13 protein-coding genes are annotated in these 13816 nt (G+C 67.2%); 3 read left to right on the forward strand and 10 right to left on the reverse strand.

The genetic code is table 11. The features are described 5' to 3' along the window. Positions 1-20 precede the first annotated feature (20 nt). The 6 genes from AC5Y5W_RS17555 to clpB all read right to left on the reverse strand — a co-directional run bounded on the left by AC5Y5W_RS17555 (position 21) and on the right by clpB (position 6413). Positions 21-665, reverse strand: a complete 645-nt coding sequence (locus AC5Y5W_RS17555; RefSeq protein WP_500011903.1) for a TrmH family RNA methyltransferase — start codon at positions 663-665, stop codon at positions 21-23. After that, positions 662-1534, reverse strand: coding sequence for a hypothetical protein (locus tag AC5Y5W_RS17560; protein WP_500011993.1), 873 nt, complete (start codon positions 1532-1534; stop codon positions 662-664). The genes AC5Y5W_RS17555 and AC5Y5W_RS17560 overlap by 4 nt, the downstream gene beginning before the upstream one ends. Positions 1535-1579: 45 nt before the next feature. Continuing rightward, complete coding sequence (gene pyrE / locus AC5Y5W_RS17565; RefSeq protein ID WP_500011905.1) at positions 1580-2128, reverse strand: orotate phosphoribosyltransferase; 549 nt, start codon at positions 2126-2128, stop codon at positions 1580-1582. Next, positions 2115-2891 carry an SDR family NAD(P)-dependent oxidoreductase gene (locus AC5Y5W_RS17570; RefSeq protein WP_500011907.1) on the reverse strand — a complete coding sequence of 259 codons (777 nt, stop codon included), beginning with the start codon at positions 2889-2891 and terminating at the stop codon, positions 2115-2117. Before AC5Y5W_RS17570 ends, pyrE begins: the two co-directional genes overlap by 14 nt. A 24-nt stretch (positions 2892-2915) precedes the next feature. Next, the gene (gene ttfA / locus AC5Y5W_RS17575) at positions 2916-3728 is read right to left on the reverse strand and encodes a trehalose monomycolate transport factor TtfA (protein ID WP_499887633.1); all 813 of its coding nucleotides are present in this window, start codon (positions 3726-3728) and stop codon (positions 2916-2918) included. A 138-nt stretch (positions 3729-3866) separates the two neighbouring features. After that, the gene (gene clpB / locus AC5Y5W_RS17580) at positions 3867-6413 is read right to left on the reverse strand and encodes an ATP-dependent chaperone ClpB (protein ID WP_500011909.1); all 2547 of its coding nucleotides are present in this window, start codon (positions 6411-6413) and stop codon (positions 3867-3869) included. Between the two features lie 115 nt (positions 6414-6528). Here clpB and AC5Y5W_RS17585 point away from each other — a divergent pair, with 115 nt between their 5' ends. The 3 genes from AC5Y5W_RS17585 to AC5Y5W_RS17595 all read left to right on the forward strand — a co-directional run bounded on the left by AC5Y5W_RS17585 (position 6529) and on the right by AC5Y5W_RS17595 (position 9393). Then, complete coding sequence (locus AC5Y5W_RS17585) at positions 6529-7200, forward strand: GAP family protein (RefSeq protein ID WP_500011911.1); 672 nt, start codon at positions 6529-6531, stop codon at positions 7198-7200. Positions 7201-7258: 58 nt separating this feature from the next. Further along, entirely contained in the window at positions 7259-8431 is a 1173-nt protein-coding gene (locus tag AC5Y5W_RS17590; protein WP_500011913.1) for an FAD-binding oxidoreductase, read from the forward strand. Between the two features lie 68 nt (positions 8432-8499). After that, on the forward strand, positions 8500-9393 hold the full coding sequence (locus tag AC5Y5W_RS17595) for an aldose 1-epimerase (protein WP_500011914.1): 894 nt from the start codon (positions 8500-8502) through the stop codon (positions 9391-9393). A gap of 71 nt (positions 9394-9464) precedes the next feature. Here AC5Y5W_RS17595 and AC5Y5W_RS17600 read toward each other — a convergent pair whose 3' ends face one another. From AC5Y5W_RS17600 to dnaK, 4 genes are read right to left on the reverse strand one after another with little or no spacing between them, the layout of a single operon-like run. Next, the gene (locus AC5Y5W_RS17600; RefSeq protein WP_499887643.1) at positions 9465-9842 is read right to left on the reverse strand and encodes a heat shock protein transcriptional repressor HspR; all 378 of its coding nucleotides are present in this window, start codon (positions 9840-9842) and stop codon (positions 9465-9467) included. Beyond that, positions 9842-11020, reverse strand: a complete 1179-nt coding sequence (dnaJ, locus tag AC5Y5W_RS17605; RefSeq protein WP_500011916.1) for a molecular chaperone DnaJ — start codon at positions 11018-11020, stop codon at positions 9842-9844. Before dnaJ ends, AC5Y5W_RS17600 begins: the two co-directional genes overlap by 1 nt. A 41-nt stretch (positions 11021-11061) precedes the next feature. Beyond that, positions 11062-11706 (reverse strand): nucleotide exchange factor GrpE, encoded by a 645-nt coding sequence (gene grpE / locus AC5Y5W_RS17610; protein ID WP_500011917.1) that lies wholly within the window; start codon positions 11704-11706, stop codon positions 11062-11064. Next, positions 11703-13559: a molecular chaperone DnaK gene (gene dnaK / locus AC5Y5W_RS17615; protein WP_500011919.1), complete on the reverse strand. Its 1857-nt coding sequence runs from the start codon at positions 13557-13559 to the stop codon at positions 11703-11705. The genes grpE and dnaK overlap by 4 nt, the downstream gene beginning before the upstream one ends. Positions 13560-13816 lie beyond the last annotated feature (257 nt).

A 13816-nucleotide genomic window follows, 5' to 3' on the forward strand; every position in this document is an offset into this window, starting at 1 on the left:
TGATCCTAAGGTGATTGCCCTTACCAGGCTTTCGCGACGTCTCCGTGTTGGGTGATCCAGGCGTGCATGGCGATCCCGGCGGCCACCGCGACGTTGATGCTGCGCGTCGAGCCGAACTGAGCGATCGAGACGGTCAGCGCCGCGCCGGCGCGGGCGTCGTCGCTGATGCCGGGCCCCTCCTGGCCGAAGACCAGCAGGCAATTGCGTGGCAGCGGCGTCTGTTCCAGCCGGGCGGCGCCGGGGACGTTGTCGACGGCCACCACGGTCAGCCCGGCGCCGGCAGCAAAATCCAACAGGTCGGCGATGTGGTCGTGATGGGACAGCCGCTGGTAGCGGTCGGTCACCATGGCGCCGCGGCGATTCCACCGGCGGCGGCCCACAATATGCACGGTGTCCACCGCGAACGCGTTGGCGGCGCGCACCACCCCGCCGATGTTGGAGTCGTGGCCGAAGTTCTCGATCGCGATGTGCAGCGGATGCCTGCGCTGGTCGATGTCGGCGATGATCGCCTCCCGCGTCCAGTAGCGGTAGGCGTCAACGACATTGCGGGTGTCACCGTCACGCAGCAGTGCCGGGTCATACCGCGGATCGTCCGGAAGATCTCCCACCCACGGGCCCACCCCCGCACTGGGCACGCCCCACTCGGTGGGCCCGGGCTCAGTCATTGTGTGGTCCAGACCGCGGCGTGGGTGCCGACTACCGCGACAGTCGCGTACAACAGCGCCTGGTTGATCTCGCCCTGAGTGCACAGCGACGCGTCGACGTGTACAGCGTCCAGCGACGCCTCGGGCAACAGCAACACTGACGACCCGTACGCCGAGCAGGCGGTGCTGAGCCCCGGCGGGGGCAAGGTTGGGGTGGCCAGCAGCATCATGGGCCCATCGCGGGCAGCCGACTCCTCGCGGTAGCGCGCCGCAACAGTGTCAGCGACCAGGCCCAGCAGCATATAGCCGTTGCCGCTGAACACGGCCGGGTCGCCCAGCGACTCTTGAGTCAACTGGGTGCCGTCGGCGCGCCAGGCCGACACGCTGGTGGTCTTGACCACCATGCCGATGTCGTTCTCCTTGGTCGGCAGCATGCCCACCGGAAACGTCGCCGGATACGCGGCCGCGGTGGCGGCGATCCGGTCCCGTGGCGAATACAGGTACACCCCGCGCACCGCGCTGCGGTCCTTCAGTGGGCCCAGGCACACCGTGCCGGTCAGCCGGTCCGGCGTGGGTGCGGAAAGATGCTGCACGACAACATTTTTCGCGCCTTCGCAGCTGCCGATGCCGGTGGCTTCCATCGGGTGGGCCAGCGCGCCGTAGAACCCGAACCGGAAGTCCTCGGGCTTCGCGTGCGCTGCAGCCGGGTCGGTCGGGGCGGCGTCGACGTCGACCAGAACGTAGTCGGCATTCCAGCGCAGATTGGACATTGCGACGTTCCAGCCCAACACTGCCAGCGATTCGCCCAGCCGAGCGGACTGCGCGCCGTAAACCCGGTTATCGTGTGCCGCACCCGAACAGGCCGATACCAGCGCCAGGGTGGCCACCATTGCGATCAGAGCCCGCACGGTGCGAGGCGGGCTGTCGCGCGACAATTAACGCAGTCCTAGATCGGCGAGATTCAGCACGCTGCGGTAGGGCAGGCCTTCGGCTTGAATCGCTTCGGCGGCGCCGGTCGCGCGATCCACCACGGTCGCCACACCCACCACGTCGGCGCCCGCGTCACGCACCGCCCGTACCGCAGTCAGCGCCGAGGCTCCGGTGGTACTGGTGTCCTCGACCACCAGCACCTGCTGGCCGGTAATGTCGGGGCCCTCGATAAGACGTTGCATGCCATGGGCTTTCACCGACTTACGCACGACGAACGCGTCGATCGGGCGGCCCGGGGCATGCATGACGGCGGCGGCGACGGGATCGGCACCCAAGGTCAGACCGCCAACCGCCGCGTACTGCCAGTCTTGGGTGAGTTCGCGCATCAACCGGCCGATCAGCGCGGCGGCGCGGTGATGCAAGGTGGCCCGCCGCAGATCGACGTAGTAGTCGGCTTGCTTGCCCGACGACAAGGTGACGCGGCCGTGCACCACCGACAGTCGGCGCACCAGGTCGGCCAACTCGTCGCGGTCGGCGGGCTCAGGTGCGGCCACGGCCCCGGCCAATCACATTGGTAAAGCCGCGGACCAGGCTTCGCGGCGCCATCCGCCCGGCCGTGGTGAGCGCCTTGTATTGCAACCCCGGAACGCTGATCACCTTGCCGCGCGCGATATCGGCCAGGCTTTCCCGAATCACGTCGTCGACCTCGAGCCACATGAACGACGGCATCGAGGCCATGTCGATGCCCGCGCGGCTGTGAAATTCGGTGTGTACGAAGCCCGGACACACCGCATGTATGCCCACCCCGGTGCCCTTCAGCCCACCGGCCAGCCCTTCGGTGAACGACACCACCCAAGCTTTGGACGCCGAGTATGTCGACCCGCGACCCGACACCAGTCCGGCGACGCTGGCGACATTGATGATGGTGCCCGAACCCGCGTCGACCATGGCCGGCAGCGCGGCACGGGTCAGCTGCATCACCGCGGTCACATTGACATCCAGCTGGGCTTGTAGCAGCGCGGGATCGGCGGTCCAGAATTCGCCGGAGGTCCCGAAGCCGGCGTTGTTGACCAGTACGTCGACGCCGGCTGCGAGCCGCTCGGCGACCTTGCCGCGATCAGCAGCGTCGGCCAGGTCGGCCGGGAGTACCTCGACCGCGCGGCCGCCTTCGTCGCGCAGTTCGGCGGCCAATTGCTCCAGTCGGTCAGCATCGCGGGCTACCAGTACCAGGTCGTGGCCGTCGGCGGCGAAGCGGCGGGCGAAGCCTGCGCCGATCCCCGATGTGGGCCCGGTGATCAGGGCGACGGGCGACGGCATGACCGACAGCGTAGCTGTCAGATATCAACGCTGATAATGCGTGGCCTGGTAGCCGTTGCTGGGTGGCGGCGGGCGGCGGACGGCCTCGTCGGGTGCCCGCCGCGCCGGCTCGGATCGCCCGGAGGCTTCGGCGCGCTTCGGTGCCGCCTCCGCCCGGGCGGTCGGGGCCAGCGGGCGACTCGGCGCGGCGTTACGGCGGCCGGCGGACTGGGTCAGCGCGGCCTGCTTGGGTACCGGCGGCAACACCCGCAGCAAGTCGTTGAACTGGCGCACGGTGCGCAGACCCTCGTCCCACTGGGCGCGGGTGCTGGCGATCGGCATGCTGACCAGTGTCCAGTTCTCCTCGTTCCACATGATCTCGGCGCAGTCCGGTGCGGTGTGGGCGAAGGTGACCATCCGGCGGTCGCATGCGCGCCGGGCCGCGTCCAGGTTGGTGGAGTACACCATCCGCGGCCCGATCGCGCCGAGCAGCCAAATGTCGTTCTCCCGCGGCTCTTTCAGGCCTTTGAGCCGGACGTCGACCACGACGTTGGTGCCCACCTTGCGGTGCAGCGCGATCACCGTGGCGACTTCCTCGAGGTCGAAGATGAACACCGCTTCGCCGCGGATCTGGCCCAGCACCACGTTACGGGCGGGTATGTCGCCGACGGTCGACATCACGCCGCGCTTCCAGCGCTGGAGGATGCCGGTGGATTCCGGTTCGTAGTCGAACCCGTGCGAACGCGCCCAGGATTTGCGGCGCCGGCCCCGCCCGCGGCGTCGATCGATGTCGACGTAAAGCAGCACCACCGCGCCGACGAAGCACAGCGCGGAGAGCGTGAACCAAAGCGGGACCATCGCACGTAGCCTACTTGCTTTTCGTGGAGAATCACGAATGCTTGCAGGTCACAACCCCATCACACCCCCGCTGCCGAACGTCGACTTGTTGGGCGATTTTTGGGAAATGTCCACAACAAGTCGACGTTCGAGCGCGGCTCAGCCCAGGATGAGGGCCTCGCCGTCGGGGCTGACGTTGACCGGCACGGTGTCGCCGTCGTGCACCTCGCCGGCCAGCAGCATCTTGGCCAGCTGGTCGCCGATGGCCTGCTGTATCAGCCGCCGCAGCGGACGCGCCCCGTAGACCGGGTCGAACCCGCGCTGCGAGAGCCACTTCTTGGCCTGCAGCGACACTTCCAGCTGTAGCCGCCGCTGCGCCAGCCGCTTGCTCAGCTGCTCGAGCTGGATGTCGACGATGTGCACCAACTCCTCGGGGTTGAGGCCCTCGAAGATCAGCACGTCGTCGAGCCGGTTGATGAATTCCGGCTTGAACGTCGCCCGCACCGCGGCCATCACCTGCTCCTCGCTGCCGCCCGACCCGAGGTTGGACGTCAGGATCAGGATGGTGTTGCGGAAGTCGACGGTACGGCCCTGCCCGTCGGTGAGCCGACCCTCGTCGAGGACCTGCAGCAGCACGTCGAACACGTCCGGGTGGGCCTTTTCGACCTCGTCGAAGAGCACCACCGTGTAGGGCCGGCGGCGGACCGCCTCGGTCAGCTGACCGCCCTGGTCGTATCCGACGTAGCCGGGCGGCGCTCCGACCAGGCGGGCCACCGAGTGCTTCTCGCCGTACTCGCTCATGTCGATGCGGACCATTGCCCGCTCGTCGTCGAACAGGAAGTCGGCCAGCGCCTTGGCCAGCTCGGTTTTACCGACACCGGTGGGGCCGAGGAACAAGAATGCCCCGGTCGGCCGGTTGGGGTCGGCGACGCCGGCGCGTGAGCGCCGGACCGCGTCGGACACCGCCTGCACCGGCTTGCGCTGGCCGACGACCCGCTTGCCCAGCTCGTCTTCCATCCGCAGCAGCTTGGCGGTCTCCCCTTCGAGCAGTCGCCCGGCCGGGATGCCGGTCCACGCGCTCACCACGTCGGCGATGTCGTCGGGCCCGACCTCCTCCTTGAGCATGACGTCCTCGCGGGCCTGCGCGGACGGCAGCGCCGCGTCGAGTTTCTTCTCGACCTCGGGGATGCGGCCGTAGCGCAGCTCGGCGGCCTTGGCCAGGTCGCCGTCGCGTTCGGCGCGGTCGGATTCGCCGCGCAGGGTGTCCAGTTGCTCCTTGAGTTCGCGGACGACGTCGATGGCGTTCTTCTCGTTGTGCCACCGGGTGGTGAGTTCGGCCAACTTTTCTTTGTGGTCGGCCAGTTCGGCGCGCAGCTTCTCCAACCGTTCGCGCGACGCCTCGTCTTCCTCTTTGGCCAGCGCCATTTCCTCGATCTCGAGGCGGCGGACCAGCCGCTCGACCTCGTCGATCTCGACGGGCCGCGAGTCGATCTCCATCCGCAGCCGCGACGCGGCCTCGTCGACCAGGTCGATGGCCTTGTCCGGCAAAAACCGCGCGGTGATGTAGCGGTCACTCAGTGTGGCCGCGGCGACCAGCGCCGAGTCGGTGATGCGCACCCCGTGGTGCACCTCGTAGCGGTCCTTCAATCCGCGCAGGATCCCGACGGTGTCTTCCACCGACGGTTCACCGACGAAGACCTGCTGGAAGCGGCGTTCCAGGGCGGCGTCCTTCTCGATGTGCTTGCGGTATTCGTCGAGCGTGGTGGCGCCGACCAGCCGCAGCTCGCCGCGCGCCAGCATCGGCTTGATCATGTTGCCGGCGTCCATCGCCGACTCGCCGGTGGCGCCGGCGCCGACGATGGTGTGCAGCTCGTCGATGAACGTGATGATCTGTCCGGCGGAGTTCTTGATGTCGTCGAGGACCGCCTTGAGCCGTTCCTCGAACTCGCCGCGGTACTTGGCGCCGGCCACCATCGAACCCAGGTCCAGCGAGACGACGGTCTTGTCGCGCAGGCTCTCCGGCACGTCGCCGGCCACGATGCGCTGGGCCAGGCCCTCGACGATCGCGGTCTTGCCGACGCCGGGCTCACCGATGAGCACCGGGTTGTTCTTGGTCCGACGGCTCAGCACCTGCACAACGCGGCGAATCTCGTTGTCGCGGCCGATGACCGGGTCGAGTTTGCCTTCGCGGGCGCGCGCGGTCAGGTCGGTGGAGTACTTCTCCAACGCCTGGTAGGTGGCCTCCGGATCGGGGCTGGTGACCCGGGCGCTGCCGCGGACCTTCACGAATGCCTCCCGCAGGGCTTGCGGGGAGGCGCCATGACCGGTCAGCAGTTTGGCGACCTCGGAGTCGCCGGTAGCCAGCCCCACCATCAGGTGCTCGGTGGAGACGTACTCGTCGTCGAGTTCGGTGGCCAGTTGCTGGGCGGTGGTGATCGCCGCCAGCGATTCGCGCGACAGCTGCGGCTGCGAGCTGGCGCCGCTGATCTGCGGCAGCCGGTCAAGTAGACGCTGGGCTTCGGCGCGGATGGTGGCGGGCTCGACGCCGACAGCCTCCAGCAGTGGCGCGGCGATCCCGTCGTTCTGCGTCAGCAGCGCCAACAGCAGATGAGCGGGCCGGATCTCGGGATTACCGGCGGCGGAAGCCGCCTGTAACGCCGATGTCAGCGCCGCTTGCGCCTTGGTTGTCGGGTTGAAAGAGTCCACGACGCCTCCGTTCTGGGTCTGGGAAAAATGCTTGTCGCGTTGTTCAACGCCGTCAAGGTTGAGTCTGTTCCGCTCAAGTCTATCGAGATGCTGAGCGGACGGCTACCGTGCTGGCGTGACAGGCAGCTGGGGTTCGGCGCTGACCGGACTTCTTTCCCTCGCGCTGGTGATCAGCCTTTCGCCGCTGTCGATCATTCCCGCCGTGCTGGTATTGCACACCCCCCGACCGCGGGCGACCGGGCTCGCGTTTCTCGGTGGTTGGCTGGTGGTGCTGGCTGGGCTGACGGCTCTGTTCGTCGCGATCTCCGGGTTGCTCGGCGGCCTGCAGAAGTCGCCACCGGCGTGGGCGTCGTGGTTGCGAATCGTCGTCGGTTCAGCGCTGATCCTCTTCGGCATCTACCGGTGGCTGAGCCGCCACCGCCACACAGAGACGCCGCGATGGATGCAGTCGCTCACCACGCTCACGCCGATCAGGGCCGGAGTGACCGGGGCGGTGCTGGCAGTGGTACGGCTCGAAGTGCTGCTGATCTGCGCCGCGGCCGGTTTGGCGATCGGCAGCGCCGGCCTGGGCGCCACCCGCGCATGGATCTCGGCGGTGTTTTTCGTCGCGGTCGCCGCGTCGTCGGTCGCCATCCCGATCCTGGCCTACGCCGCTGCCGGTGAGCGCCTCCACGAACCGCTGGGCCGACTCAAGGATTGGATGGAGCGCCACAACGCTGCGATGCTCGCGGTGATCCTGGTACTGATCGGTTTGCTGGTGCTCTACAAGGGAATTCACACCCTCTAGGCAGAAGTCTTGTTCGCCGCGGCGACCATGTGCCTAAACAGGCCTAAAATCGTCGGCCGTGGGCCTTGACGACCGAGATGCGCTGCGGGTGTTGCACGCCGCGTTCGACGGCGAAGCCCCATCCGGCGCCGACGGGCTCGTCGGCCAGTTTTATGCCCGCTGGTTTTCCCTCGACGTGGCACTGCGCGATTTGTTCCCGCCGGATATGGCCGGACAACGGGCCGCGTTCGCGCACGCGCTGCACTGGGTGTACGGCGAACTGGTCGCGCAGCGCGCTCAGTCGCCGGTGGCATTTTTGGCTCAGCTGGGCCGCGACCACCGCAAATACGGCGTCATCGCCAAGCACTACGAGACGTTGCACCGCGCGCTGTATGCGACGCTGCGCGACACGCTGAGCCACGCCTGGACCGATGCCGTCGACGAGGCCGCTCGGCAGTCACTGAACCTGATCACCGGGGTGATGAGCGGTGCCGCCGATGCCGACGAGGGCCCCGCTTGGTGGGACGGCACCGTGATCGAACACCTGCGGGTGTCGCGCGATCTGGCGGTGGTGCGGTTGCAGTTGAACCGGCCGCTGCACCATCATCCCGGCCAGTACGTCAATGTTGCGGTCCCGCAATGCCCGCGGCGGTGGCGCTACCTGACGCCGGCCATCCCGTCGGATGACAGTGGCGCCATCGAATTCCATGTCCGGGCGGTACCCGGCGGCCTGGTCAGCACCGCCATCGTCGGCGAAACCCAGCCCGGTGACCGGTGGCGGCTGTCCAGTCCGCACGGCGGGATGCACGTCGACCGCGACTGCGGCGACGTGCTGATGGTGGCCGGCAGCACCGGCCTGGCGCCGCTACGGTCGATCGTCATGGACCTCGCCCGCTTTGGGCAGAATCCGCGGGTGCACCTGTTTTTCGGCGGCCGCTACCCCTGCGAGCTCTACGACCTGCCCACGCTGTGGCAGATCGCGGCGCACAACCCGTGGCTGTCGGTGTCTCCGGTGTCGGAGTACGCCGGTGACCCGGCTTGGGCCGCCGGCTATCCCGACGTGACCCCGCCGCGCGGGCTGCATGTGCGGCAAACGGGCCGACTGCCCGACGTGGTGACCCGATACGGCGGCTGGGGCGATCGCCAGATCCTGATCTGTGGTGGACCGGAGATGGTGCGCGCCACCAAGGCGGCGCTGATCGCCAAAGGAGCGCCGCCCGAGCACATCCAACACGACCCGCTGCACAGCTAGCGCACCAAGTCCGCGGCGACCCGCTGCGCCCGGCTTCGCCGTGCTTGCGATCGCCTAGGCTGGCCGACGTGCACATCGTCACGCTGCGTGACCCGGCGTCAACCGTGCAGGCGCAGTTCGTGCCGGAGGCCGGGATGATCGGCGTCTCACTCACGGACTCCGGTGTGCAACTGCTCGGCCAGCGCCGTGGGCTGGACGCATACGTCGCCGACGGTAAGACGATGGGCATCCCACTGCTCTACCCGTGGGCGAATCGGTTGGGGGCCAATACTTATCGCGCCGAGGGCGAGACGGTCAACTTGGTGCCGGGCAGCAACGGAGTTCGGGCCGATCCGCACGGGCTACCGATTCACGGTGTGCTCGCGGCGTATCCACGCTGGCGGGTGGTGGCCGAATCCGAGAGTGAACTGACCGCCGAGGTCGATGTCGGCGCGGATCCTGAGTTGCTGTCCAGCTTCCCGTTCCCGCATCTGCTGGCGTTGACCGTTCGACTCTCGCAGCGGACGCTGACGCTGCGAACGGCGATCACACCGACCGGGAACGCCGCCGTGCCGCTGTGTTTCGGCTTTCATCCGTATCTCCAGTTGCCGGGCGTGGCGCGCAGCGAGTGGATCATCGAGACTCCGCCGCTGCGGCACCTGAGCCTCGACGAGCGCGGTCTGCCCACCGGTGAGTCGTCACCGCAGCCGGCGACCAGAGACGCATTGGGCGACAAGACTTTCGACGACGGCTACGACCAGGTTACCGACGACGCGGTGTTCGCAGTCTCCGGTGGCGGCCGACGCATCGAAGTGCACTTCGAGCTGGGCTATCCCGCGGCGCAGATCTTCGCTCCGCCCGGCGAGGACGTGGTGTGCTTCGAGCCGATGGCCGCGCCGACCGATGCGCTACGGCGCGGCGGCTACCGGGCGGCGCAGCCGGGCGGCTCGGCCATCGCCCAGTTCTCGATTCGGATCAGCTAACCGCCGAACGTGAAACCATTGCGAGTTTTTCGCGATTTTTTCGCAACCATTTCACGTTCGGCGGTGAAGCCTCAGCGCGGCCGGCGGGGTTGCCAGACCACCACCGCGGTGCTCTTGGGCACGACGGCGACATCACGCCGTTGAGTGGCCCGCAATGCCTCGATTTCGGCGGCCATCTCGCGGAGCCGCGACTGCAGCGCCTCGACTTGATTGGTCAGCTCGATAATCCGTTTGATGCCGGCCAGGTTGACGCCTTCATCTTGGGAGAGCCGCTGCACCTCGCGGAGCAGTTCAACGTCGTGCTGCGAATACCGCCGTCCGCCACCGGAACTGCGCTGCGGACTGACCAGCCCGAGCCGGTCGTAGGTGCGCAGGGTCTGCGCATGCATACCGGCCAGCTCGGCGGCCACCGAGATCAGAAACGTGCGGGCGTCTTCCTTCTTAGCCATCAGCGGTTACCTGCCCATCCGGCCCGCGGGTCGAAGCCGCTGGACCGCTCGGCGGCCGCGTAGGCTTCCAACGCATCCTGGGCGGCACCTTCGAGGTTCGGCGGGACAGCGACTTTGACGGTGACCAGCAGGTCACCGCTACCGCCGGCGCGCTTGGGCACACCGCGCCCACGTACCCGCAAAATGCGGCCGTCGGCGGTGCCCTTGGGCACCCGAACACCGACCCGCCCGTCCAGCGTCGGCACCGAAAGCGTGGTACCCAACGCCAATTCGGAGAAGCTGACGGGAATCGTCACGGTCAGGTCATCGCCGTCGCGGCCGAAGACATTGTCCGGCCGCACATGAACGGTCACGTACAGGTCACCTGACGGGGCGCCCCGCAGCCCAGCCTCGCCCTGGCCGGCCAGCCGGATCCGTTGCCCGTCCTCGACACCCGGCGGGATCCGCACGTTGATGGTGCGGGTGCGGGTGGTGACACCGGTGCCCTTGCACTCGTCGCAGGGGTGCTCGATGATCGACCCGCTGCCGCGGCAATCGGTGCAGGGCTCGGAGAAGCCGAACGCGCCCTGGTTGCGGCTGATCACCCCGGAGCCATTACACGTGGCGCAGACCTTGGGGCTGGTTCCTGGGCGCGCGCCGCTGCCATGGCAATTCGTGCACGGCGCAGGGCTGGTGAGCCGCAACGGCATCGCCACGCCCTTGGTGGCCTCCAGGAAGCTCAGCTCAGCTTCGGTCTCCAAATCGTTGCCACGCCGTGGCCGGCTCGGACGTGGGGCTCCACCCCGGCCGAACAAGCCGCCGAACAGGTCACCGATATTGGTGCCGCCGCTGCGGCCGGCGGCGTCGAACAAATCGTTCAGATTGAATTCGGCGCCGTCGCCGCCCACGTTGAAGCCGCCGCCGAAGTCGCCGCCGTTGAACCGGCGACCGAAACCGCCGCCCGCGAACAGGCGGCGGGTTTCGTCGTACTCCTTGCGCTTGGCCTGATCCGTCAGGACTTCCTTGGCCTCGGACACCGCCTTGTAGCGGTCTTCGGCCGCCTTGTTGCTAGGGTTGCGGTCGGGATGGTTCTCGGCGAGCAGCTTGCGGGCCACCCGCTTAATTTCGTCTTGGCTGGCGTCAGGGGAGACGCCTAACTCCTTGTAGAAGTCCTTTTCGACCCACTCCCGTTGGGCCATTGCGCGTCACCCCCTCTCACCTTTCTGCATTTGTCTCGTCGTTAATTCTCCGTTGGTTCTGATTCTGCGGTCTGCTCGGCGTTATTGGCGTCGTTATCGGCTGTGTCGGCGCCCTCTTCCGGGACGGTGTCGACCACGCCGACCATGGCGTGCCGCAAAATCTGGTCACCGAGTTTGTAGCCCTGCCGCATGACATTGCCGATCACCGGCCTCGAGCCTTCACCCCCGTCGCCTTCGTGCTGGACAGCTTCGTGCAGCTCCGGGTCGAAGTCGTCGCCCTCGGCGCCGAACGCCGCCAGGCCAAGCCCGGTCAGCGTGCTGGTCAGCTTGTCGGCGACCGAGCGCAGCGGACCTGACTCCAGATCACCGTGGCTGCGTGCCCGGTCGAGATCGTCGAGCACGCCCAGCAATTGGCTGACCACGGTGGCCTTGGCACGGTCCGCCGCCGCCTGCTGGTCGCGCAGCGCCCGCTTGCGGTAGTTGGCGAAGTCGGCGTGCGCCCGCTGCAGATCGCCGGTCAACTCGGCGACCTTGTCGGCATCGGCCGGCCCTTCGGACGCGGCGGCCTCCGGTGGCGGCCCGCTAGGGGCCGCACCGGACGCCACGTGTCGTACCTCGCCGGTCTCGGGATCAACCCGCCGCTTGTCGGTGACAGTTACCGGTTCGTGTGGGTTGCCTTCGGTCACTTGGCCTCCCGGTCATCATCGACCACCTCCGCGTCGACGACGTCATCGGCTCCGCTCGGTCCGGCCTCAGCGCCGCCGCCGGCAGCCTGCTCGGCTTGGGTGGCCTCGTAGATCGCCTGGCCCAGCGCTTGAGACTCCTGGCCCAGCTTCTCCATCGCGGCCTTGATCTCCCCGATGTCGGTGCCTTCCAGCGCCTTCTTCGCCTCGCCGATCGCCGCGTCGACCTTGGTCAGGGTGTCCTCGGGGACCTTGGATCCGCCCTCGGCCTCGCGCTGGTCCTTGACGAACTTCTCGGTCTGGTAGACCAGCGATTCGGCTTGGTTGCGGACGTCGGCCTCCTCGCGACGCTTGCGGTCCTCATCGGCGTGCGCCTCGGCGTCCTTGATCATCCGGTCGATCTCCTCCTTGGACAGGCCGGAGCCCTCCTGGATTTTGATCGTGTTTTCCTTGCCGGTGCCCTTGTCCTTGGCGGTGACGTGCACGATGCCGTTGGCGTCGATGTCGAAGGTGACCTCGATCTGCGGAACACCGCGCGGCGCCGGCGGAATACCGGTCAGCTCGAAGGAGCCGAGCAGCTTGTTGTGCGAAGCGATTTCGCGCTCACCCTGGTAGACCTGGATCTGCACCGACGGCTGGTTGTCGTCGGCGGTGGTGAAGGTCTCCGACCGCTTGGTCGGAATCGTGGTGTTGCGCTCGATCAGCTTGGTCATCACGCCGCCCTTGGTCTCGATACCGAGACTCAGCGGTGTGACGTCAAGCAGCAGAACGTCTTTCACCTCGCCCTTGAGCACACCGGCCTGCAGCGCGGCACCCACCGCGACCACCTCGTCGGGGTTGACGCCCTTGTTGGGCTCCTTGCCGCCGGTCATCTCCTTGACCAGTTCCGACACCGCGGGCATCCGGGTGGAGCCACCCACCAGTACGACATGGTCGATCTCGGACACCGCGATACCGGCGTCCTTGATCACCGACTGGAATGGGTTACGGGCGCGGTCCAGCAGATCTTGGGTGATCTTCTGGAACTCCGCACGGGTCAGCTGCTCATCGAGGAACAACGGGTTCTTGTCAGCGTCGACGGTGATGTAGGGCAGATTGATCGAGGTGCTGCCAGACGACGACAACTCGATCTTGGCCTTCTCGGCCGCTTCCCGCAGCCGCTGCATGGCCATCTTGTCCTTGGTCAGGTCAATACCGCTGCTGCCCTTGAACTTGTCGACCAGCCACTCGACGATCCGGTCGTCCCAGTCGTCGCCGCCGAGGTGATTGTCACCGGAAGTCGCGCGGACCTCCACGACGCCCTCGCCGATCTCGAGCAGCGAGACGTCGAAGGTGCCGCCGCCCAGGTCGAACACCAGGATCCGCTGTTCCTTCTCGCCTTTATCCAGCCCGTAGGCCAGCGCGGCCGCGGTCGGCTCGTTGACGATCCGCAGCACGTTCAGCCCAGCGATCTGGCCGGCCTCTTTGGTGGCCTGCCGCTGAGCGTCATTGAAGTAGGCGGGTGTGGTGATCACCGCGTCGGTGATGTCCTCACCGAGGTAGGCCTCGGCGTCGCGCTTCAGCTTCATCAGAACCCGGGCGCTGATCTCCTGCGCGGTGTATTTCTTGTCGTCGATCTCGATCGACCAGTCCGTGCCCATGTGCCGTTTGACCGACCGGATGGTGCGGTCGACGTTGGTCACTGCCTGGTTCTTGGCGGGCTGACCGACCAAGACCTCGCCGTTGCGGGCGAACGCAACGACCGATGGTGTGGTCCGGGAGCCCTCGGAGTTGGCGACGACGACGGGGTCACCGCCCTCCAGAACTGCGACGACGGAGTTGGTGGTCCCGAGGTCGATACCGACCGCACGAGCCATAGTGAATCCTCCCTGATTATCGAGCCTTGTCAGTTGCACTACGCTGAGTGAACCTCGCTCAAGACTGCCTCCGCTGCCGCGGTGCTGTCAAGCCAAAGGTTGAGTTTGGTGCGCTCAGGTTGTCGAAGGGGTCAACGGCCTCGGTTGGCCATTTGTTCCCGGCCCGGATGATCCCTCCTTTTCAGGACCCCGCTCGTCCCGACTTCCCGATCGCAGGTACGACAGCGAATAAAATCAACGCAAGTTGATATTATGCG

Source organism: Mycobacterium sp. NGS51 (assembly GCF_059812525.1).